The following is a 19,621-nucleotide window of genomic DNA, read 5'->3' on the forward strand; positions in this document are numbered from 1 at the left end:
CGCCCCTACGGGGCGCTTCCCCTCAGGCCGTGCAGCAGCAGGGCCGTGAAGGCCTGGGCCCAGGCCTCGTCCGCCGGTTCCGCGCTGACCAGGGTGCGGTGGACCACCGTACCCACGACGACGTCGAAGATGAGGTCGACGGTGGCGGTGCCGGTGGCGGGGTCCAATTCCGTAGGGAGTTCGCCGCGGGTCTGGGCCCTGGCGCGGCCCTCCACGACCAGCCGTTTCTGGCGGTCGACGATGGACGTGCGGATGCGTTCGCGCAGGGCGTCGTCGCGGGTCGCCTCGGCGATGACGGCCATGAGGCCGCTCTTGGCCTCCGGGCGGGCCAGGATCGCCGCGAACTGGAGCACGACGCCCTCGATGTCGGCCGCCAGGCTGCCCCGGTCGGGGAGACGGAGCTCGTCGAAGAGTTCAGCCACCGCGTCCACGACGAGCTCGTTCTTCCCCGCCCAGCGGCGGTAGAGGGTCGTTTTCGCGACACCGGCCCGGGTGGCCACGTCGCCCAGGGTCAGCTTCGACCAGCCCAGTTCGACCAGTGCCTCCCGGGTCGCGGCCAGGATCGCGGCGTCCGCGGCGGCGCTGCGCGGACGGCCGCCCGCGGCGCGGGAGGCGGGGGTGCGGCTCTGCATCCGCCGACCATATCCGGCCGTTGTCGAAGTCTTCCCCGTCGTCGTGAGGCAGATCACCGGGGAGTGGGTACTGAGGGGTACAGGAGAGGCGCCGGTCCGGTTACGCTACGAGTCGTAGCGAAATCCTGGGGTGGACGACCGGCTTTCAGGACGCTTTTTCACCTGCGTGCTCGGAAGGGGGAGGATGTACTCATGCAGCCACGGAACATGTCCATGAGCGGAGTCGTCGACCTCGCCGCGGTGAAGGCGGCCCAGGAGGCCAAGGCGAAGGCGGAGCAGGCGCGCGCCGAAGCGGCCCGGCAGGGCGGGGGAGGAGCGGTCTCCCCGGCGGACCTGGTCATCGACGTCGATGAGGCCGGGTTCGAGAGCGAGGTCCTGCAGCGGTCCACCGAAGTCCCCGTCGTCATCGACTTCTGGGCCGAGTGGTGCCAGCCCTGCAAGCAGCTCAGCCCGGTGCTGGAGCGCCTCGCCGTCGAGTACAACGGCAAGTTCGTCCTCGCGAAGATCGATGTCGACGCCAACCAGATGTTGATGCAGCAGTTCGGGATCCAGGGGATCCCGGCGGTGTTCGCGGTGGTGGCCGGGCAGGCCCTGCCCCTCTTCCAGGGTGCCGCCCCCGAGCAGCAGATCCGCGCCACCCTCGACCAGCTCGTGCAGGTCGCCGAACAGCGCTTCGGGCTCACCGGCCTGGTGGTGGACCCGGACGCCGAGGTCGGCGCCCCCGTCGAGGCGGCCCCGCAGATCCCGGCCGGCCCCTACGACCACCTGCTCGAAGCCGCCGTACGGGCCCTGGACGCGGGCGACTTCGGCGGCGCGGTGCAGGCGTACAAGAACGTACTGAGCGACGACCCGGGCAACACCGAGGCCAAACTGGGCCTCGCACAGGCCGAGTTGCTCCAGCGCGTGCAGGGTGCCGATCCGCAGGACGTGCGCAAGGCGGCCGCCGAGAACCCGGGCGACGCGCAGGCGCAGATCGCCGCGGCGGACCTCGACCTCGTCGGCGGACATGTGGAGGACGCGTTCGGGCGACTCATCGACACGGTGCGGCGCACGGCCGGTGACGACCGGGACGCCGTACGGCTGCGGCTGCTGGAGCTCTTCGAGGTGGTCGGCGGCGACGACCCGCGGGTGGCCGCGGCGCGTCGGTCGCTGGCGAGGGCCCTGTTCTGACCTGTCCGAGGACCCGTGCCCCGGCTGAGTGCCGGCTGTGACGGGCTGAGGTTCGGGGGAGGTTCGGGGGAGGACGCGACCACCGCGTCCCGCACTGTCGGGACGCGTGGTGCGCGAGTGAGCGATTTGGCGACACAGCGACACCTGCGGCCGCGCTTTACCAAATCTTGGTAATCGCGGCCGCTGTTACTGGCAGTAAGAGAATGTCGTCGAGTTGTCGGACTCTGTCCGACTGTTCACCCATGTGTCGCCTCACTCGGCGCCACCCAGGGTCGCTGGCCGATGCCGATGGGTCGTTGTTCGGTTATCCGTCCGTTACTAGCCAGTAACGACCCCCTTGCGGGGGCGGCGAGAATGCACCACGATCGGCGACGCTCGGTCCTGTCCCGTACCCCGCCAGCCAGTCGGGTCAACGGGTTTTCTGGGTCCCCACCGAGTAGAGCGGGCGACAGTGGCGCCGGCTCTTGGGCAGGGGGGTCTCCGCCAACCGCGGAGCCTGTCCAGCAGGTTGTGCGTGATGCGTGTCAGGCGCGACCAGTGGTTGTCGCTCGGGGGTGATCGCCGGTGATTCGGGCGCTTTTCGCGCCACCGAGCGCGGGCGCTCTCCTTCCCGAGGACGTAGCACTTCTCCCATCCCTGTCCGGCCGAGCCGCCGTCAAGGGGCGAGCCGGTATCAGGAGATGTACGTCCGAGAAGGAGGAAATATGGAGTCCCAGGTGCGTGGCGGGACCAGATGGAAGCGGTTCGCTGTGGTCATGGTGCCCAGCGTCGCCGCCACGGCAGCGATAGGTGTCGCCCTCGCGCAGGGTGCTCTCGCCGCGTCGTTCAGTGTGTCGGGCCAGTCGTTCAAGGTGACGGCGGGTCAGCTCGACGGCACGGGCTTCTCGCAGTACGGAGCGCTCGACGAGGGTTACACCCTCAAGGGCGAGAAGACGGTTCACCCCGTCGCCGTTTCGGCGTTCAAGACCGCGTCGATCACCAACATGTGCCAGTCGGTCGTCACCCCCGGTGTCCCGCTGCTCGGTAGCGTCAGCCTCAAGCTGACCGCCGGTACCGGTGGCAAGAAGGTCGAGGCCGAGAACCTCTACATCGACGTCGAGGAGCTTGAGGCGGACGCCGTCTTCAAGGGCATCGACATCGGTGTGGCGGCCAAGGACGCCAACAAGGGTCCGGGCATGAAGGGTGGCTCGGAGCAGGCCAACCCCTACGGGTTCGCTCAGCAGGCCGACTCGGCCTCGCTGACCGGCGTGAAGCAGACGGCGTGGGCGACCACCGCCGGAACCTTCAAGCTGAGCAACTTGAAGATGTCGCTCCACAAGGGCGTCGTGGAGTGCTACTAGGCACTCCCTGGGCGGGTGAGGGGGCGTCCGCTTCTTCGCCCGCCCGTCCCTCCCGTCGTGCGCTCCACCGCGCACGCGACCTCCGTACCTGAATTCCGTACGCCCGCTTCGTACGTGTCGTACGTGAACTTCTCACAGCAACACCGTTCCAGGGAGCTGTTGTCCATGAGCGCCGAGTCAACGGGGCAGAACGAAGACTATCTCCGCGCCTTTCGGCGGCGCTTTAGCGACTGGAGGGGCTCTCGTCCCTTCTGGGCGGGCCTGTTGGTCCTGCTCGGCGGTTTCCCGATCATGTATCTGCCGTACGCGAACCTCCAGATCGGCCACCTCACGCTCGCCATGTCGACGACGGGTGGCGCGGGATCCCTCATCATCGGCGTGCTGCTGGTGGTGCTCGGGGTCAGCCTCTGGTTCCAGCGGCACGTACGGACCTTCGCCGGTACGGCGGCGATCCTCCTGGCGCTCGTGTCCATCCCGGTCTCCAACCTCGGTGGCTTCGGTGTCGGCTTCCTGCTCTCCCTGATCGGCGGTGCCCTGGCCATCGCCTGGGCGCCCGGTCACGAGGAGGCGGCGGTGCCGTCCACCTACAAGACCCCGTCGCGGAAGCCGGTCGCGCAGGACACGGCTTCCGAGAACACGGCACAGCAAGGTGCGGTCCCCCTGCACAAGGGCGACGCCCCGGAGCCCGCGGGAGCGGGCTCGGTGAGCGGGGCGGCGAACGGCGAGGGCGACGACCTGACAGGTACCACCCCCACGAACGGGACGAACGGGAGGCACAGTGCCGGCTGACGAGGTGACCCACGGGACTTCGGTGGGAGAGTCCCGTGCGAGATCCGGACCGCGGCACGCGGCGCCCAAGAAGCCCCTTCTCACCCGGCTGAACATGCCGGCGGGCAAAGCGATAGCCCTGGCGGCGATGCCGACGGCGGTCCTCATGGGCATGGGCTTCACACCCACCCTGACGCTCGCCCGGGCCGACGACCCGACGAAGCTGAGTCTGACGGCCGACGAGTACAAGGACTGCGTGGAGGCCCTGGAGGCCGCCGAGGAGGGCACCGACGCCTCCGCCTCGCCGACCCCGACCCCGACCCCGTCCGCCGAGGAGAGCACCGACTCCACGGACGAGGGCACGTCGACGGACGAGGACGACGACACGTCCGCGGGCGACGACTCTGCCGACGACAGCAACTCCTCCGGCGACTCGGCCGCCGACGACACCACCACGGACGACTCCGCGTCCTCGGATTCAGGTTCCGACGACAAGGACAGCTCGACCTCGGACGAGTCGTCGACGACGGACGACGCCGACAAGTCCGCGACGGACACGGCCGACTCCGGCGACACCTCGTCGGCGGACACCTCCGGCACCGACAGCAGCGGCAACGTGCTGGAGGACATCGGCACCGCGATCGAGGACCTCTTCACGCCGGACGACAAGGAGACGGAGACCACCACCCCGTCCACGTCCACCAGCCCGTCCCCGTCGCCCTCCGCCTCGGAGGACGGCTCGGACAAGGACAAGGACAAGGACGAGGACGCGGGCTCGGGCTCGGACGCCGGCAAGGACGCGCAGGACACCGCCGGCGACGCCTCCGACAAGGTCGAGGACGCCGCGAAGGACGTCACCGACACCGCCGAGGACACGGAGAAGGCGGCCGAGGACGCCACCGACGACGCCACGGACGAAGCCACCGCCACGCCGAGCCCCTCGCCGAGCGAGAGCACGGACACGGAGGGCTGCCCGGTCGCCACGGACGACGAGAGCGGCGTCGAGAAGGGCATACCGCCGCTGCCGAACGACCCCTGGTACCTGAACGCCAGCTCGCTGCTGCTGAAGGGCGCCGACTACAAGGGCGTCGTCAAGGTGAAGACCGCAGACGGCTCGGTCAAGGAGGTGCTGAAGTACGTCATCTCCGACGGCACCGACATCGGCGACCTCCACCAGACGGTCGAGGACAAGCAGGCCGGCGTGACCTACCACGTGCAGGCCGGCAAGGGCACGACGTCCACGATCCGCGACGGCGACACGGTGATGTACACCGAGAGCATCTCGGGCAACCTGCTCGGTCTGATCCGGGTGACCTTCGACCCGAAGCACCCGCCGCCGCTGAACATCCCGCTGATCTACTTCACCAAGGTGAAGGTCGTCCAGGCGGGCCAGTTCGGCGGAACCCTCAGCGTTCCGGGCATGCACCAGTTCATGACCGACTGAGCAGCCGGTCACTCCAGGCCCGGGCGACCGGGCCGCCCAGGACCCGTCCGGGAGCCGCACAGCACCGAGGGCGCCCCCTGTCTCCAGGGGGCGCCCTCGGTGCTGTCCTGCGTGGTGCTCCTGCGCCGGCAGGGGGTGGGCGCGCCGTCAGTCGCGGGCGCCGCCGCCCAGGTGGTGCACCCGGACCATGTTGGTGGTGCCCGGGACACCGGGGGGCGAGCCGGCGGTGATGACCGCGATGTCGCCCTCGTTGAAGCGGTTGAGCTTGACCATCTCGTGGTCCACCAGGTCGACCATCTCGTCGGTGCTGTTCACGAACGGCACGACGTGCGACTCGACGCCCCAGCTGAGCGCCAGCTGGTTCCGGGTGGACTCGTCGGTGGTGTACGCGATGATCGGCTGCTGCGCGCGATAGCGCGAGAGCCGGCGGGCGGTGTCACCGGACTGCGTGAACGCCACCAGGGCCCGTCCACCGAGGAAGTCGGCGATCTCGCAGGCGGCACGGGCGATCGAACCACCCTGCGTACGGGGCTTCTTGCCGGGCACGAGCGGCTGCAGACCCTTGGAGAGCAACTCCTCCTCGGCCGCCGTGACGATCTTCGACATCGTCCGGACCGTCTCCAGCGGGTACGCGCCCACGCTGGACTCCGCCGACAGCATGACCGCGTCCGCGCCGTCCAGGATCGCGTTGGCCACGTCGGAGGCCTCGGCGCGCGTGGGGCGGGAGTTGGTGATCATCGACTCCATCATCTGGGTCGCCACGATCACCGGCTTGGCGTTGCGGCGGCACAGCTCGATGAGCCGCTTCTGCACCATGGGGACCTTCTCGAGCGGGTACTCGACGGCCAGGTCGCCACGGGCGACCATCACGCCGTCGAACGCCATCACGACGTCCTCCATGTTCTCCACCGCCTGCGGCTTCTCCACCTTGGCGATGACGGGGACCCGGCGGCCCACCTCGTCCATCACCTTGTGGACGTCCCGCACGTCGTTCGCGTCCCGCACGAAGGACAGCGCCACCAGGTCGCAGCCCATGCGCAGCGCGAACCGCAGGTCCTCGACGTCCTTCTCGGACAGGGCGGGCACGTTGACGGCCGCGCCGGGCAGGTTGATGCCCTTGTGGTCGGAGATGACGCCGCCCTCGATGACCTCGGTCCGCACCCGCGGCCCGTCGACCTCGATGACCTTCAGCTCGACGTTGCCGTCGTTGATGAGGACCTGGTCACCGGGGGAGACGTCCCCGGGCAGCCCCTTGTACGTCGTACCGCAGATCTGCTTGTCGCCCGGCACGTCCTCGGCGGTGATGGTGAACTCGTCACCGCGCACCAGCTCCACCGGGCCCTCGGCGAAGGTCTCCAGACGGATCTTGGGGCCCTGGAGGTCGGCGAGGACACCGATGGCCTTGCCGGTCTCGGCGGCGGCGGCCCGGACCCGGTCGTAGCGGCCCTGGTGCTCGGCGTGGCTGCCGTGGCTGAAATTGAAACGGGCCACGTTCATGCCGGCCTCGATGAGGGCGACCAGTTGCTCGTGGGAGTCGACCGCGGGGCCGAGAGTACAGACGATTTTCGAACGGCGCATGGGACGATCCTATCGGTTTGTTTCGCTACGGAATATTCCGTCTGGCGGAATGCATATGGGCGGCTATGCGCTCAGTCGTGTTACCGACGTGTATTGCCCGGTGGTGCTCAGTTGTTCTTTTCGAAGCTCAGATGTTCTTTCCGACCAGGGTGTAGGTCTGTGCCGCGATCTCCAGTTCCTCGTCCGTCGGGACCACTGCGACGGCGACCCGCGCACCGGCCGGCGAGATCAGCCGCGGCTCGTCGCCCCGTACGGCGTTGAGGTCGCCGTCCACCGCGAGGCCCAGGCCCGCCAGGCCCGCCAGGGCGGCCTCCCGCACCGGCGCCGCGTTCTCGCCCACCCCGGCCGTGAACGCGACCGCGTCCACCCGGCCGAGCACCGCGTAGTAAGCGCCGATGTACTTCTTCAACCGGTGAATGTAGATGTCGAAGGCCAGCTTCGCCCGCTCGTCGCCCTCGTCGATTCGCCGGCGGATTTCCCGCATGTCGTTGTCGCCGCACAGCCCGATCAGACCGCTCTTCTTGTTGAGGAGAGTGTCGATCTCGTCCGTGGACATTCCGCCAACGCGCATCAAATGAAAGATGACGGCCGGGTCCATGTCTCCGGACCGCGTACCCATCACGAGCCCCTCCAAAGGCGTCAGCCCCATGGAGGTGTCCACGCACCGGCCGCCCTCGACAGCCGAGGCCGACGCCCCGTTGCCGAGGTGCAGCACGATGACGTTCACCTCCGAGGGGCCCTTGCCCAGCAGTTCGGCCGTCGCCCGGGACACGTACGCGTGCGAGGTGCCGTGGAAGCCGTAGCGGCGGATGCGGTGCGCGTCGGCCGTCTCGACGTCGATGGCGTAGCGGGCCGCCGACTCCGGCATGGTGGTGTGGAACGCCGTGTCGAACACCGCCACCTGCGGCAGGTCCGGGCGCAGGGCCCGAGCCGTACGGATCCCGGTGAGGTTGGCCGGGTTGTGCAGCGGCGCCACCGGGATGAGGCGTTCGATCTCCGCGAGCACGGTGTCGTCGATCACGGTCGGCTCGGTGAAGCTCTGTCCGCCGTGGACCACCCGGTGCCCGATGGCGGCCAGTTCGGCGGAGTCGAGGCCCAGCCCGTCCGCGGCCAGCTCCTCCGCGACGGCCTTCAGGGCGGCCTCGTGGTCGGCGATCGGCCCGGTGCGCTCACGGGAGGCGCCGCCGGTGGTGAGCGGGGTGTGCTTCAGCCGGGAGTTCTCCTCGCCGATCCGCTCGACCAGGCCCACGGCCAGCCGGCGGCTGTCGCGCATGTCGAGCAGCTGGTACTTGACCGAGGAGGAACCGGAGTTGAGGACGAGGACGCGGGTGGCGGTCACGGTGGTCGGGTGCCTTCTGTCGTCGGTGGGGGTCACGGGGCGGTGGCGGTCGCGCCGGCGGTGGCCGGGGCCGGGGGCACGGCGGTCCCGGCCGCCGGCGTCTGGGCCTGGATCGCCGTGATGGCGACCGTGGTGACGATGTCCTGCACGAGCGCGCCCCGGGACAGGTCGTTGACCGGCTTGCGCAGCCCCTGGAGGACCGGCCCGACCGCGAGCGCGCCCGCCGACCGCTGTACGGCCTTGTAGGTGTTGTTGCCGGTGTTGAGGTCCGGGAAGATCAACACCGTTGCCTGGCCCGCGACTTCGGAGTCCGGCAGCTTGGTCGCCGCGACACTCGGCTCCACGGCGGCGTCGTACTGGATCGGCCCCTCGATGAGCAGGTCGGGCCGTCGGGAGCGGACGATCGCGGTGGCCTCGCGCACCTTGTCGACGTCGGCGCCCGACCCGGACGTCCCCGTGGAGTAGGACAGCATCGCGATCCTCGGCTCCACCCCGAACCGCCGTGCGGTGGCGGCCGACTGGATCGCGATGTCGGCGAGCTGCTCGGCGTTCGGGTCCGGGTTCACCGCGCAGTCCCCGTACACCAGCACCCTGTCGGCGAGGCACATGAAGAACACGGACGAGACGATGCCCGCGTCCGGCTTGGTCTTGATGATCTCGAAGGCGGGCCGGATGGTGGCGGCCGTGGAGTGCACCGATCCCGACACCATGCCGTCGGCCATGCCCTCCTGGACCATCAGCGTGCCGAAGTAGTTCACATCGGAGACGACGTCGTACGCCAGCTCCAGGCTGACGTTCTTGTGGGCGCGGAACTCGGCGTACTTCTCGGCGAAGGAGTCCCGCCACTCGGAGGTCGCCGGGTCCACCAGCATGCTGTCGCCGAGGTCGATGCCCAGGTCGGCGGCCTTCTTGCGGATCTGCTCGACGGGGCCGAGGAGGGTCAGGTCGCAGACGTTCCGGCGGAGGATGACCTCGGCCGCGTGCAGAACGCGCTCCTCCGTGCCCTCGGGCAGGACCACCCGGCGCCGCTCGGAGCGGGCCTGTTCGAGGAGCGTGTGCTCGAACATCATCGGAGTGATCCGGTCGCTGCTCGGCGCCGAGACCCGGCCCCGCAGCTCGGCGGTGTCGACGTACCGCTCGAAGAGCCCGAGCGCGGTCTCCGCCTTGCGCGGTGTCACCGCGCTCAACTTGCCCTCCATGGAGAACAGTTCCGAGGCGGTGAGGAAGGAGCCGGACTCGACGGCGACGACCGGGGTGCCCGGGGCGAGGCGGGCGGCGAGCGTGAGGATCTCGTCGCTGGGCCGCTCGTTCAGGGTGAGCACCACACCGGCGATCGGCGGGGTGCCGGCGCTGTGCGCGGCGAGGGCGCCGACGACGAGGTCCGCGCGGTCGCCGGGGGTGACGACCAGGCAGCCCGGGGTCAGGGCGTTGAGGAAGTTCGGCAGCATGGCACCGCCGAAGACGAAGTTCAGCGCGTCGCGGGCGAGGCCCGAGTCGTCACCGAGGAGGACCTTGCCGCCGAGGGCGTGGGTGATCTGGGCGACGGTCGGCGCGGAGAGCGCGGGCTCGTCGGGCAGGACGTAGCAGGGCACGGGCAGCGGCAACCGCGAGTCCCCGAGCCGCTCGGTTATCTCGCCGCGGTCGGCGGGCGCGACCCGGTTGACCACCATGGCGAGCACGTCGCAGCCGAGGCCCTCGTACGCGCGGTACGCGTTGTGCGTCTCGGCCACGACCGACTCGGCGGTCTGCTTCCGCCCGCCGACCACCGGGATGACGGACGCTCCGAACTCGTTGGCGAGCCGGGCGTTGAGCGACAGCTCGTCCGGGAACTGCGTGTCCGCGAAGTCGGTGCCCAGGACGAGGACGACGTCGTAGTCGCGGGCGGCGGCGTGGAACCGGTCGACGAGGGTGGAGACCAGCTCGTCCGTGCCGTGCTCGGCCTGGAGCGTGGACGCCTCGTGGTAGTCCATGCCGTACACGGTCGCCGGGTCCTGGGTGAGCCGGTAGCGGGCGCGCAGCAGGTCGAAGAGCCGGTCCGGTCCGTGGTGCAGCAGCGGCCGGAACACCCCCACCCGGTCGACCTGGCGGGTCAGGAGCTCCATCACCCCCAGCTCGACGACCTGGCGGCCGTCGCCGCGATCGATCCCGGTCACGTACACGCTGCGCGTCACGTGTGCTCTCCGTTTCATGTGGTTCGACTGTTTCGGCAGGGGAGGGGTGGAAATCACCGTCGCGGCGGACGGAAACCCTCTTGACAATACCTCTGACCATGGATAAGGCGCCCATCAGCGGGGAGGGGCGCCGGGTGGGGCGGAGGGGCGCGGCGACCCCCGGTCGGCCGTGAAACAATCGGACTGGCTCATAAGTACCAGCACCGAGCCGGACACTCAGGACGCTCAGGACGATCAGGACGAGCAGGAGACACAGCACGATGCGTATCGGAGTTCTCACCGCAGGCGGCGACTGTCCGGGCCTGAACGCAGTGATCCGGTCGGTCGTGCACCGAGCGGTCGCCCACTACGGCGACGAGGTCATCGGCTTCGAGGACGGCTACGCGGGCCTCCTCGACGGCCGCTACCGCACCCTCGACCTGGAGTCCGTCAGCGGCATCCTGGCCCGTGGCGGCACGATTCTCGGCTCCTCCCGCCTCCAGCGCGACCGCCTGCTCGAGGCCTGCGAGAACGCCCAGGACATGGCCCACCGGTTCGGTATCGACGTACTGATCCCGATCGGCGGCGAGGGCACGCTGACGGCGGCGCGGATGCTCAGCGACGCGGGTCTGCCGGTGGTCGGTGTCCCGAAGACCATCGACAACGACATCTCGTCGACCGATCGCACGTTCGGTTTCGACACGGCCGTCGGTGTCGCCACCGAGGCGATGGACCGCCTGAAGACGACCGCCGAGTCCCATCAGCGGGTGATGGTGGTCGAGGTCATGGGCCGGCACGCGGGCTGGATCGCCCTGGAGTCGGGGATGGCGGCGGGCGCGCACGGCATCTGTCTGCCCGAGCGGGCCTTCGACCCCGCCGACCTGGTGAAGATGGTGGAGGAGCGCTTCTCGCGGGGCAAGAAGTTCGCGGTCATCTGCGTCGCCGAGGGCGCGCACCCGGCCGAGGGTTCCATGGACTACGGCCACGGCGAGATCGACCAGTTCGGCCACGAGCGCTTCCAGGGCATCGGCACGGCGCTCGCGTACGAGCTGGAGCGCCGCCTCGGCAAGGAGGCCAAGCCGGTCATCCTCGGTCATGTCCAGCGCGGCGGCACCCCGACCGCGTACGACAGGGTGCTCGCCACGCGCTTCGGCTGGCACGCGGTCGAGGCCGCGCACCGTTCCGACTACGGCCGCATGACCGCCCTGCGCGGCACCGAGGTGCTGATGGTGCCGCTGGCGGAGGCGGTGACCGAACTGAAGACGGTGCCGAAGGACCGGATGGACGAGGCGGAGTCGGTGTTCTAGGTCTTTCCGCTTGCGGTGCGGTGGGTGTGGTGGGCGCGGGGGGTGTGGCGGGCCGGGGTCAGTAGGGGGCTGTTCGCCGGACCAGTGACCAGAAGTGGTCGGTGATCCGGTCGAGGTAGTCACGGCCGGCGTCGCCCGAGTCGGTCGCGGCGGTGCCGTTGGCCCAGGTGAGGGTGGCGGCCATCAGGCCCTGGTAGTCGGTGTGCATCTCCTGGAGGACGTCTTCCAGGAGGTGCCGGTCGAGGGCCAGCATTTTCGTGATCGGTCGGACATGGGCCTGCCAGCGGGTGGTGACCGCGCTGTGGAGCAGTTCCCTGAGTCTCGTCTCGCGCCCCGTCACGGTGGTGAGTTCGGGCAGCGACAGGTCGAGCACGGTCGCGAGGGCGGCTGACTGACGGTCGGTGCCGCGCCACTCCCCGGTCTCCTCCATCCACAGGTACGAGGAGAGTTCGACGCCGACCGCGCGGGCGACGTCCTCGGCGGCGATCCCCTGCGCCGTGCGGTGCTCACGCAGGGTCCTGGGAGCGGCGACGAGTTCACCGACCGAGCACCACAACACCCCCGCGAGCGCGGTGAGTTCGGGGCCGGTGGGGGAGACGGCGCCGCCTTCCCAGGCGGCGACCAGGTCCGGGGTGACGTACGGGAGGCCGTACGAGGACCGCATTCCGTAGGCGACGTGTTCGGGCCCCATGCCCAGCGCCACGCGTAGTTCGCGGACGGCCGGGGCGTTGAGGGGCGGGGCGGGGGCGGCGGCTCGTGGGGCCGTGTCCGCGTCCGGGCGCGCGTATGGCTGCGGTGCCGGATGCGGGTGCGGGGTCGGGTACGGGTGCTGGGGCTGCCGTTCGTGGGCTGAGCGTCGGTGCACGCGCACAACGTAGGGGCACGGGGCTGCGGTGACTACGGGCTGTTCGGCCACACACACGGATTGTAGGAAGCTACGGGTGGTGAGAAGCCTGTGACTCATGGGGATCGAGGGGCGGCCCTGGGAGTCTGGGGCCCGGGTGCGGATGCCTGGACGGGCTGGGTAGGGATGACGGCATGACGAAGCTGGACGGGCACATACGTGAGCGCCTACTGGCGCCGAACTTCTGGCACTTGGCGACGGTCGGGGCGGACGGGGCGCCTCAGGTGTCACCCATGTGGGTGGACATCGAGGAGGAGGCGGGGGTCGAGTACGTCATGGTCAACACCTCCGTGGGGCGGGTGAAGGAGGAGAACCTGCGGCGCAACCCGAGTGTCTCCCTGTCCCACATCGACACCGAGAACCCTTATGACCGGGCGGAGATCCGGGGACGGGTGGTGCGGTTCGTGGAGGGGGAGGAGGCGGAACGGGCCATGGACCGGCTCACGCGGAAGTACATCGGTCAGGAGCGGTATCCATGGCTCCTGCCCGGGGAGCGGCGCCTGATGATCCTGATCGAGGCGGTGCGGGTGCGGCGGGTGGTGGGGGTGGAGCCGTTCCGGCCCGGGAAGTTGGGGTAGTCGGGCTAGGGCGCTTCTGATGGATCTCCGCGACGCCGCGGAGATCCATCAGAAGCGCCCTAGGGGGGTGGGGGGTCGGTCTCGTCGGCAGCGGAGCGGGCTCGGGCTGCCTCGGCGGGGGCGTTGGCCCGGGTGTAGGCATCAGACGCTTGGAGATAGTGCGAGCGAGCCCAGACCGCGGCGTTCGCCGACTTGTGGGCGTGGCCCAGGTTCTCCAGGGTCAGTCCGGCGCCGTACCAGTCCTCGAACTCCAGACGGATCTCCAGTGACTCGGCGTATGCCGTGATTGCTTCGTCCACCTGGTCCGATCCCCGCAGGACGGTGCCGAGGTTCATCCACGCGATGCTCTCGCGGTACCGGTCTCCGATGGCCTGATACAGGTCCCGGGCCCGGGCGAGTGCCGCGGTCGCCTCGTCGGTACGGCCCGATGCTGCCAGAGCGAGGCCGAGGTTGTTCAGTGCGCTGGCTTCGCGGTGGCGGTACCCGGGGGCCTCGTACAGGTCCCGGGCCTGGGTGAGCGCTTCCACTGCTTCCTTCACCTGTCCCGATCTCCGCAGGGCGATGCCGAGGTTCATCAAGGCCGTGCCCTCGCGTTCTCGGTTCTCGATGATCCGGTACAGGTCTCGGGCGCGTGTGTGGGCCTCGATCGCCTCCTCCGTCCGACCCGCCTCCCGCAAGGTGATGCCGAGGTTGTTCCACGCGATGCCCTGTCTGTTGACGTCATCGGTACGGCAGGCTGCCTGGCAGGCCGCTTGGGCGATGATGAGCCAGTCGTCGAAGTGGCGTCGCCATTCCAGGTAGACAGCCAGGCATCCGGCCAGATCGACCGCTACGGGGCCGAATCGCTCCTCGCTCGCCCACAGCACGGCGGCCACGAGTCCCGACCGCTCAATGTCGAGCCACGCCAACGCCCCGGTCCGTGTGGCGAACCGCTCTGGTTCCTGCCGCCCCGGTATCCACCGCAACCGCTCGTCAGCCGCGTCTGCCCAGTGCCGGTAGTGCGCGAGTAGGCGTTCTCGCGCCTCATTCCCTTCCTCCTGCAGCTCCGCGTCCCCCGCCACCACACCCGTCCCGTACGCCCGCACCAGGTCGTGCAACCGCCACCGCGGCATCGAGGACCGCGCCTGGTCGTTCCCGACCGGTGCGACCAGGTGGGTGGCGGCCAGGTCCTCCAACAGGGAGAGCACGGAGGTCGTGTCCCCGTCGGCCAGGACGGTCACCGCCTCCGTGGTCGTCTCCGAGTCGGGAGCGAGGGACAACAGGCGCAGCAACCGGGCCTGGTCGTCCGGCAGTCGGCGGTACGAGGTCTCCAGCACCGGCCGCAGGGCCAGCGAGCGGCCGTACAAATCCGTCCCGGGGCTGCCGTTGTCGAGTGCGGTCGTCGGGTCCCCGGCGGCCCTGATCTCCTCCACCAGCGACGCGATCCCCCGGTGCCCGTGCCGGCGTCGGCGGAGCATCGCGGCCGCGATCTGAAGTGCGAGGGGCAAGTGGCCGCAGAGGGCGGTGAGTTCGTGGAGGGCCTCCGGTTCGCGGGCCGGGCGGTCGTCGCGTTCGTCGGCGTCGTGCAGGGCGCGGGTGATGAGCGCGGCGGACTCGTCGGGGCCGAGCGCTGCGAGGTCGATGACGCGTACCGGGAGCGCGTCCGGGCGGTCCCGGGACGTGATCAGCACCCGGTGGTGGTCCGTGCCGGGGAGCAGGGGGAGGTACTGGGACGGGTCCGAGGCGTTGTCCAGGATCAGCAGCGTGGGGTCCCGCCGCTCGGTGAGGAGCGAGCGGTAGACGTCGTACTGGCGTGCCGTCGTCGGCGGCAGGTCCGTGCCCCGTACCCCCAGCGCGTCCAGCAGCGCCACGACGCCCTGGTCCGCCGTCGCCGGGTCGTCGTCGTAGCCGCGCAGGTCGACGAAGAGGAAGCCGCCGGGGAACCAGCCCTCGGCCCACGCCCGGTGCGCCGCCTCCACCGCGAGGGCCGTCTTGCCGATGCCGCCCATGCCGGTGACGGCCGAGATGAGCAGCGGGGCGCTCTCGTCCGAGGTGAGGGCGAGACGGGGGAGCAGGCGGTCCAGGTCCGCCGTGCGGCCGGTGAAGCCGGGAGGGCGGGGCGGGAGGGTGGTGGTCGCGACCGGGACGGGGCCGTGGACCGGCTCCCGGCCCCGCGGTCCGTTCTCCGGGACCGGCTCCCGGCCCTGGGGTTTGTCCTCCCCGCTACCGGCCGTCCGACTTGCCGGTGACGGGCCCGAAGAAGGTGCCACCGCGGAAGTCGATGTGGTGCCCGCCGTAGACGGCTCCGCCCGCGTTCGCCCGCAAGGGTCCCTCCTGGGAGTCGGAGGAACCTCCGCCGCGCGGCCCGTGCTTGCGCAGGATGGCCACCGCCACGGCGGCGGCCTGCCGGGACGCCAGCTCCTGGGAACCTGAGGCGTCCGCCTCGTGCTTGTGGCGGTCGGCGCGGTCGCTGATGCCCCGGACGACCAAGGCGTCCAACTGGCCGTTGAGGTGGGCCGCGTGGGCCGCCCCCGAGCCCTCCATCTCGATCGCGCAGGCGTCGTTGTAGTGGTGGCGGATGTGCTCGGCGAGCGCGGACCTGCTGTCGGCCAGCACCACGTCACCGCACGCGATCGGCTTCAGATGGCCCCGTACGTCCGGCAGCTCTCGCAGCGCGGAACGCGCCGCCGGCACCAGCCGCCCCGACCCGTGCCACACCTCGGGCCGGGCCTGGAAGCCCTGGCCGGTCACCTTGCCGCCGTGGATGCCGTACACCTTGGTACCGACCACCACGTCACCGATCCCGATGTCGTCCTTGAGCCCGCCGGCCACCCCCACGAAGAGCATTACCTCGGGGCGCAGCCAGCCGACGATCTGGGTGGTGCGCGCGGCGGCGTGCACCGCGCCCTCGCCCAGTTCGGAGATCGCCACGGTCCAGGACGTGCCCTCGATCCGGCCCACCTCGACGCGGGCGCCGTCGTCGTGGACGCGCTCGTCGGACCCCAGGTCCGTCAGGAGGGCGCGTACGGCGGCGTACTCGACCGGGAGCGCGGTGAGGACGACGGCTGATACGGGGCGTGTGTCAGGTTCGGGCACCTGTCCACGGTACTGCCAAGTCGATGACAAGAAGGGGCTGTTGACCCGAGTCGAACGGTCGGCCAACCCTCGCTCCGACGCCGTACCGTTGGCTCTCACGGTACGGAACGGGGGCGGACGGACGGATGAAAGCGGCATTGCTGACCGCCCTGGCCGAGAGTGCGTGCGGGGACGACGGGCGCCGGGCGGTGGAGGCGTTGGCACGGGCGGTCGGGCTGGCGGCCGGGGCGTCGGTCGCGGAGGTGGCCGAGGCCGCGCGGGAGGCGGCAACGGACCCGGCACGGCGGGATGCCGTACGGGAGTGGGGCGAGCGGCTGGTCGACCTGCTGGCCGGAGATTCGGCGGTCGCGGGCGCGGTGGCGGCGGGCATGGAGCGGCATACGCCGGGGAGTGGGGCGGCCTGGTACGGCGGGGATCACTCCGACTTCCGGGGTGGGGTCTTCCTGCGTGAGGCGATCGGTGTCCAGGTCGTGATCCATCTCGGTGGGGCCGCCGCCGCGCCGGAGGCCTTGGCCGCGCTGCCGCCTCGGCCCGGCGGGTTCACCGGGCGGGACGGGGAGACGGCCGAGTTGCTGCGGGCGCTCGACGGCTCGGCGGCCGTCCTCGTCAGCGCCGTGTCCGGGCTCGGAGGCATCGGCAAGACCGCGCTCGCCGTGGAGACCGCGCATCTGGCGTGTGGGGAGGGGTGGTTCCCGGGCGGGGTGCTCTTCGTCGACCTGCACGGGTATGACGAGGAGCCGGTCACCGCTGATCAGGCGCTTCAGTCGTTGTTGCGGGCGCTCGGGGTTCCGCCGGAGCGGATTCCGGCCAGGGCCGACGACCGGGCGAGCCTTTATCGTTCGGTGCTCGCGGAGCGGGGTAGGGAGCGCGGGGCGATGCTGGTGCTGGCGGACAACGCGTCGTCGCCGGACCAGGTGCGGCCGCTGTTGCCGGGCGACGGCCGGCATCGGGTGCTGGTCACCTCGCGCGATCGTCTCACGCAACTCGGGGCACGACTCGTCCCGTTGGACCAGCTCACGCCGAAGGACGCTCGGGGGCTCCTCGACCTCGCCCTGCGCACCGCCGAGCCGGGGGACAGCCGTGTCACGGACGACGCCGACGCGGCCGGGCGACTCGCCGACCTCTGCGGACATCTGCCGCTCGCCCTCCAGATCGCCGCCGCCCTGTTGGTGGAGGACCCGGGCATGCCGGTTGCCGAACTCGTCGACGAGTTGGCGGCATCACGTGACCGGCTCGCACAGCTCGACGACGGCGCGCGCAGCGTGCGCGCCGCCTTCGACCTGTCGTACCGGCGACTGCCGTCCGGACAGGCCCGGTTGCTGCGGCTGCTGGCGCTCGCGCCGGGGCCTGAGGTGAGCGACGAGGTCGCCGCGGCGTTGGTGGGGGCGGAGGCCGCTCCGCTGGGGGAACTGCGGGCGTTGGCTCGCGCGCATCTCGTCGAGCGGGGGAGCGGGCGCGGGTGGTGGCGCTTGCATGACTTGGTGCGGGTGTTCGGGGCGGGTGCGGTGGCGGGGGACGAGGGGTTGTCGGAGGAAGGGGAGGAGGCCCGGGAGCGGGTGCTGGGGTTGTATCACCGGCGGGCGCTGGAAGCGGACATGAGATTGCGCTGGTTGCCAGGAATGGCGGAGCCGGAGCTTTTCGCGGACCGTGGGGCGGCCCTGGAGTGGTGCGACGGTGAGCGGGCCGGGCTGGTCGCGGCGGTGTCCTGGGGGCGGGAAGTCCGGTTTGCGGAATTGGCAGTGCAGCTGGCTGAGTACTTGGGGGAGTATCTGGCTTGGCGGCGGTACTTCGACAACTGGATCACTGTTTCCCGTGCAGCGTGCGAGGCGGCACAACGCGTTGGAGATCGAGTCGGTGAGGCGGGGGCCTGGACGAGCCTTGGCCTCGCTTTGCAGGAAGTGGACAAGACGGAGGAGTCGATCGGTGCACATGCGCGCTGCCGTGAGTTGTTCCATGCAGCCGGGTACCCACTCGGCGAAGCCATGGCCTGGAACAATCTTGGCCTGGCGCTGGGGGAGGTAAAGCGAAAGAAGGAGGCCATCGACGCGCTTGCCCATGCCCGAGAGCTGTACGAAGCCGCTGGGGATCGCCAACGCGAGGCTGTGGCGTGGAACAACCTGGGCCTCGCCTACTGGGAAGAGAGCAGGCTGGACGAGTCGATCGAAGCGCACAAGTGCGCCCGCGACCTGTGCCAGGGGATCGGAGACAGCTTGGGTGAGGCCAGGGCGTGGAACAACCTTGGCCTCGCCATGGAAGCAGCCGGCCAGGTTGGAGAGGCGATCGAGGCGTACGGCACGGCCGTGGAGATCTTCGGTAAGTTCGAGGACTGGTACAGGGCGGCCTTGGCTCTCCAGAACCTGGCGATCGTCCACAAGAACGCCCGCCGACTCACCGACGCCCGCATTCATTGGCTCCAGGCAGCGGACGCCTTCACTCGGGCCAATGCCAGTACCGAGGCTGCCGAGGTCCGAGCCCAAGCCATGGCCCTCGAATAGCCCTGTTGATGTTCCTCACCCCTTGACCGCCCCACCCAAAGCAAACCCCCCACCCAACCGCCTCGCCACCCCCACATACAACAAGATCACCGGCGTCGAATAAATAACCGAGAACGCCGCCAACTGCCCATAGATCACCGTCCCCCGATTTCCGAAGAACTCATTGATGCTCACCGCCGCCGGCATCTGCTCCGGCGTGAGCAGCAGCATGAACGGGACGAAGAAGTTCCCCCACATCATCACGAACGAGAAGACGGTCACCACCGCGACGCCCGGCCCCATCAGCGGCAGCACCACGCGCACCAGCGACTGGAGCGACGACGCGCCGTCCGTCCACGCCGCCTCCTCCAGTTCCTTCGGCACCCCGTCCATGAAGTTCTTCATCAGCCAGATCGCGAACGGCAATTGGGACGCCGCGAAGAAGAAGATCGTGCCCTGCATGGTGTCGATCAGATTCACCTGGACGAAGAGCGCGTACACCGGCACCATGATCGCCGTGATCGGGAGGCTCGTCGCGAAGAGGATCGTCAGGAGGAAAGGGCGGTTCAGGCGGGAGCGGAAGCGAGAGAGCGGGTACGCCGCCAGGGCCGCGCACATCACCGTCAGCGCGGTCCCTCCACCGCACAGCAGCAGGCTGTTGAGCAGCGGCGTGAAGGTGATCTCCGGGGTCAGGACCGCGTCGAAGTTGTCCAGGGTCACGCCGTCCGGGACTTTCACCGTCAGGTCCGCCCGCTGGTCCACCGACGAGAGGATCACCCAGGCCAGCGGGAGGACGAACGCCGCGGCGATGGCGAGCAGCCCCGCGTCGGCCGCGAGCCGTCGGGTGTTCGGGGAGGCCACG

General features: G+C 70.1%; 15 protein-coding genes. 7 read left to right on the top strand and 8 right to left on the bottom strand.

From position 1 onward, the window contains the following. Positions 1-5: 5 nt before the first annotated feature. Positions 6-632 (bottom strand): TetR/AcrR family transcriptional regulator, encoded by a 627-nt coding sequence (locus RM704_RS42605; RefSeq protein ID WP_033529318.1) that lies wholly within the window; start codon positions 630-632, stop codon positions 6-8. Positions 633-824: 192 nt separating this feature from the next. Here RM704_RS42605 and RM704_RS42610 point away from each other — a divergent pair, with 192 nt between their 5' ends. From RM704_RS42610 to RM704_RS42625, 4 genes are all read left to right on the top strand, one after another. Beyond that, positions 825-1,802 (top strand): tetratricopeptide repeat protein, encoded by a 978-nt coding sequence (locus RM704_RS42610; RefSeq protein WP_033529317.1) that lies wholly within the window; start codon positions 825-827, stop codon positions 1,800-1,802. A gap of 704 nt (positions 1,803-2,506) precedes the next feature. Continuing rightward, entirely contained in the window at positions 2,507-3,142 is a 636-nt protein-coding gene (locus RM704_RS42615) for a DUF6230 family protein (protein ID WP_033529316.1), read from the top strand. Positions 3,143-3,307: 165 nt separating this feature from the next. Further along, a complete protein-coding gene (locus tag RM704_RS42620) occupies positions 3,308-3,931 on the top strand; it encodes a DUF6114 domain-containing protein (protein WP_033529315.1) in 624 nt (207 codons plus the stop codon). After that, on the top strand, positions 3,921-5,354 hold the full coding sequence (locus RM704_RS42625; RefSeq protein ID WP_192829739.1) for a hypothetical protein: 1,434 nt from the start codon (positions 3,921-3,923) through the stop codon (positions 5,352-5,354). Before RM704_RS42620 ends, RM704_RS42625 begins: the two co-directional genes overlap by 11 nt. Positions 5,355-5,501: 147 nt before the next feature. Here RM704_RS42625 and pyk read toward each other — a convergent pair whose 3' ends face one another. The 3 genes from pyk to pta form a co-directional block, all read right to left on the bottom strand. Further along, a complete protein-coding gene (gene pyk, locus RM704_RS42630) occupies positions 5,502-6,932 on the bottom strand; it encodes a pyruvate kinase (RefSeq protein WP_033529314.1) in 1,431 nt (476 codons plus the stop codon). 127 nt (positions 6,933-7,059) lie between these two features. Then, positions 7,060-8,271: an acetate kinase gene (locus RM704_RS42635; RefSeq protein ID WP_033529346.1), complete on the bottom strand. Its 1,212-nt coding sequence runs from the start codon at positions 8,269-8,271 to the stop codon at positions 7,060-7,062. A 32-nt stretch (positions 8,272-8,303) separates the two neighbouring features. Beyond that, the gene (gene pta / locus RM704_RS42640; protein WP_052146218.1) at positions 8,304-10,442 is read right to left on the bottom strand and encodes a phosphate acetyltransferase; all 2,139 of its coding nucleotides are present in this window, start codon (positions 10,440-10,442) and stop codon (positions 8,304-8,306) included. A 260-nt stretch (positions 10,443-10,702) separates the two neighbouring features. Between pta and RM704_RS42645 the strand changes: the two genes are divergently transcribed. After that, positions 10,703-11,728 carry an ATP-dependent 6-phosphofructokinase gene (locus tag RM704_RS42645; RefSeq protein WP_033529313.1) on the top strand — a complete coding sequence of 342 codons (1,026 nt, stop codon included), beginning with the start codon at positions 10,703-10,705 and terminating at the stop codon, positions 11,726-11,728. Positions 11,729-11,786: 58 nt separating this feature from the next. Here the strand turns inward: RM704_RS42645 and RM704_RS42650 are convergent, their stop codons facing one another. Next, entirely contained in the window at positions 11,787-12,593 is an 807-nt protein-coding gene (locus RM704_RS42650; protein ID WP_311593245.1) for a helix-turn-helix domain-containing protein, read from the bottom strand. A gap of 173 nt (positions 12,594-12,766) precedes the next feature. Here RM704_RS42650 and RM704_RS42655 point away from each other — a divergent pair, with 173 nt between their 5' ends. After that, positions 12,767-13,210: a TIGR03618 family F420-dependent PPOX class oxidoreductase gene (locus tag RM704_RS42655; RefSeq protein ID WP_078937262.1), complete on the top strand. Its 444-nt coding sequence runs from the start codon at positions 12,767-12,769 to the stop codon at positions 13,208-13,210. A 59-nt stretch (positions 13,211-13,269) separates the two neighbouring features. Here the strand turns inward: RM704_RS42655 and RM704_RS42660 are convergent, their stop codons facing one another. Continuing rightward, positions 13,270-15,198, bottom strand: coding sequence for a tetratricopeptide repeat protein (locus RM704_RS42660; protein WP_498076444.1), 1,929 nt, complete (start codon positions 15,196-15,198; stop codon positions 13,270-13,272). Between the two features lie 214 nt (positions 15,199-15,412). Then, positions 15,413-16,285 (bottom strand): 5'-methylthioadenosine/S-adenosylhomocysteine nucleosidase, encoded by an 873-nt coding sequence (locus tag RM704_RS42665; RefSeq protein ID WP_078937261.1) that lies wholly within the window; start codon positions 16,283-16,285, stop codon positions 15,413-15,415. A 125-nt stretch (positions 16,286-16,410) separates the two neighbouring features. On the opposite strand from RM704_RS42665, the gene RM704_RS42670 reads away from it, so the two are divergent. Further along, on the top strand, positions 16,411-18,780 hold the full coding sequence (locus tag RM704_RS42670; protein ID WP_033529312.1) for a tetratricopeptide repeat protein: 2,370 nt from the start codon (positions 16,411-16,413) through the stop codon (positions 18,778-18,780). A gap of 15 nt (positions 18,781-18,795) precedes the next feature. Here the strand turns inward: RM704_RS42670 and RM704_RS42675 are convergent, their stop codons facing one another. Continuing rightward, positions 18,796-19,620, bottom strand: coding sequence for a carbohydrate ABC transporter permease (locus RM704_RS42675; protein ID WP_033529311.1), 825 nt, complete (start codon positions 19,618-19,620; stop codon positions 18,796-18,798). Position 19,621 lies beyond the last annotated feature (1 nt).

The organism is Streptomyces gottesmaniae (assembly GCF_031845845.1).
Lineage (GTDB): Bacteria > Actinomycetota > Actinomycetes > Streptomycetales > Streptomycetaceae > Streptomyces > Streptomyces akebiae.

What these genes read in the sequence shown, in the direction of transcription:
- RM704_RS42605 (WP_033529318.1), bottom strand. Translation starts at nt 632, where the DNA reads ATGCAGAGCCGCACCCCCGCCTCCCGCGCCGCGGGCGGCCGTCCGCGC.
- RM704_RS42610 (WP_033529317.1), top strand. Translation starts at nt 825, where the DNA reads ATGCAGCCACGGAACATGTCCATGAGCGGAGTCGTCGACCTCGCCGCG.
- RM704_RS42615 (WP_033529316.1), top strand. Translation starts at nt 2,507, where the DNA reads ATGGAGTCCCAGGTGCGTGGCGGGACCAGATGGAAGCGGTTCGCTGTG.
- RM704_RS42620 (WP_033529315.1), top strand. Translation starts at nt 3,308, where the DNA reads ATGAGCGCCGAGTCAACGGGGCAGAACGAAGACTATCTCCGCGCCTTT.
- pyk (WP_033529314.1), bottom strand. Translation starts at nt 6,932, where the DNA reads ATGCGCCGTTCGAAAATCGTCTGTACTCTCGGCCCCGCGGTCGACTCC.
- RM704_RS42645 (WP_033529313.1), top strand. Translation starts at nt 10,703, where the DNA reads ATGCGTATCGGAGTTCTCACCGCAGGCGGCGACTGTCCGGGCCTGAAC.
- RM704_RS42655 (WP_078937262.1), top strand. Translation starts at nt 12,767, where the DNA reads ATGACGAAGCTGGACGGGCACATACGTGAGCGCCTACTGGCGCCGAAC.
- RM704_RS42660 (WP_498076444.1), bottom strand. Translation starts at nt 15,198, where the DNA reads ATGGGCGGCATCGGCAAGACGGCCCTCGCGGTGGAGGCGGCGCACCGG.
- RM704_RS42670 (WP_033529312.1), top strand. Translation starts at nt 16,411, where the DNA reads ATGAAAGCGGCATTGCTGACCGCCCTGGCCGAGAGTGCGTGCGGGGAC.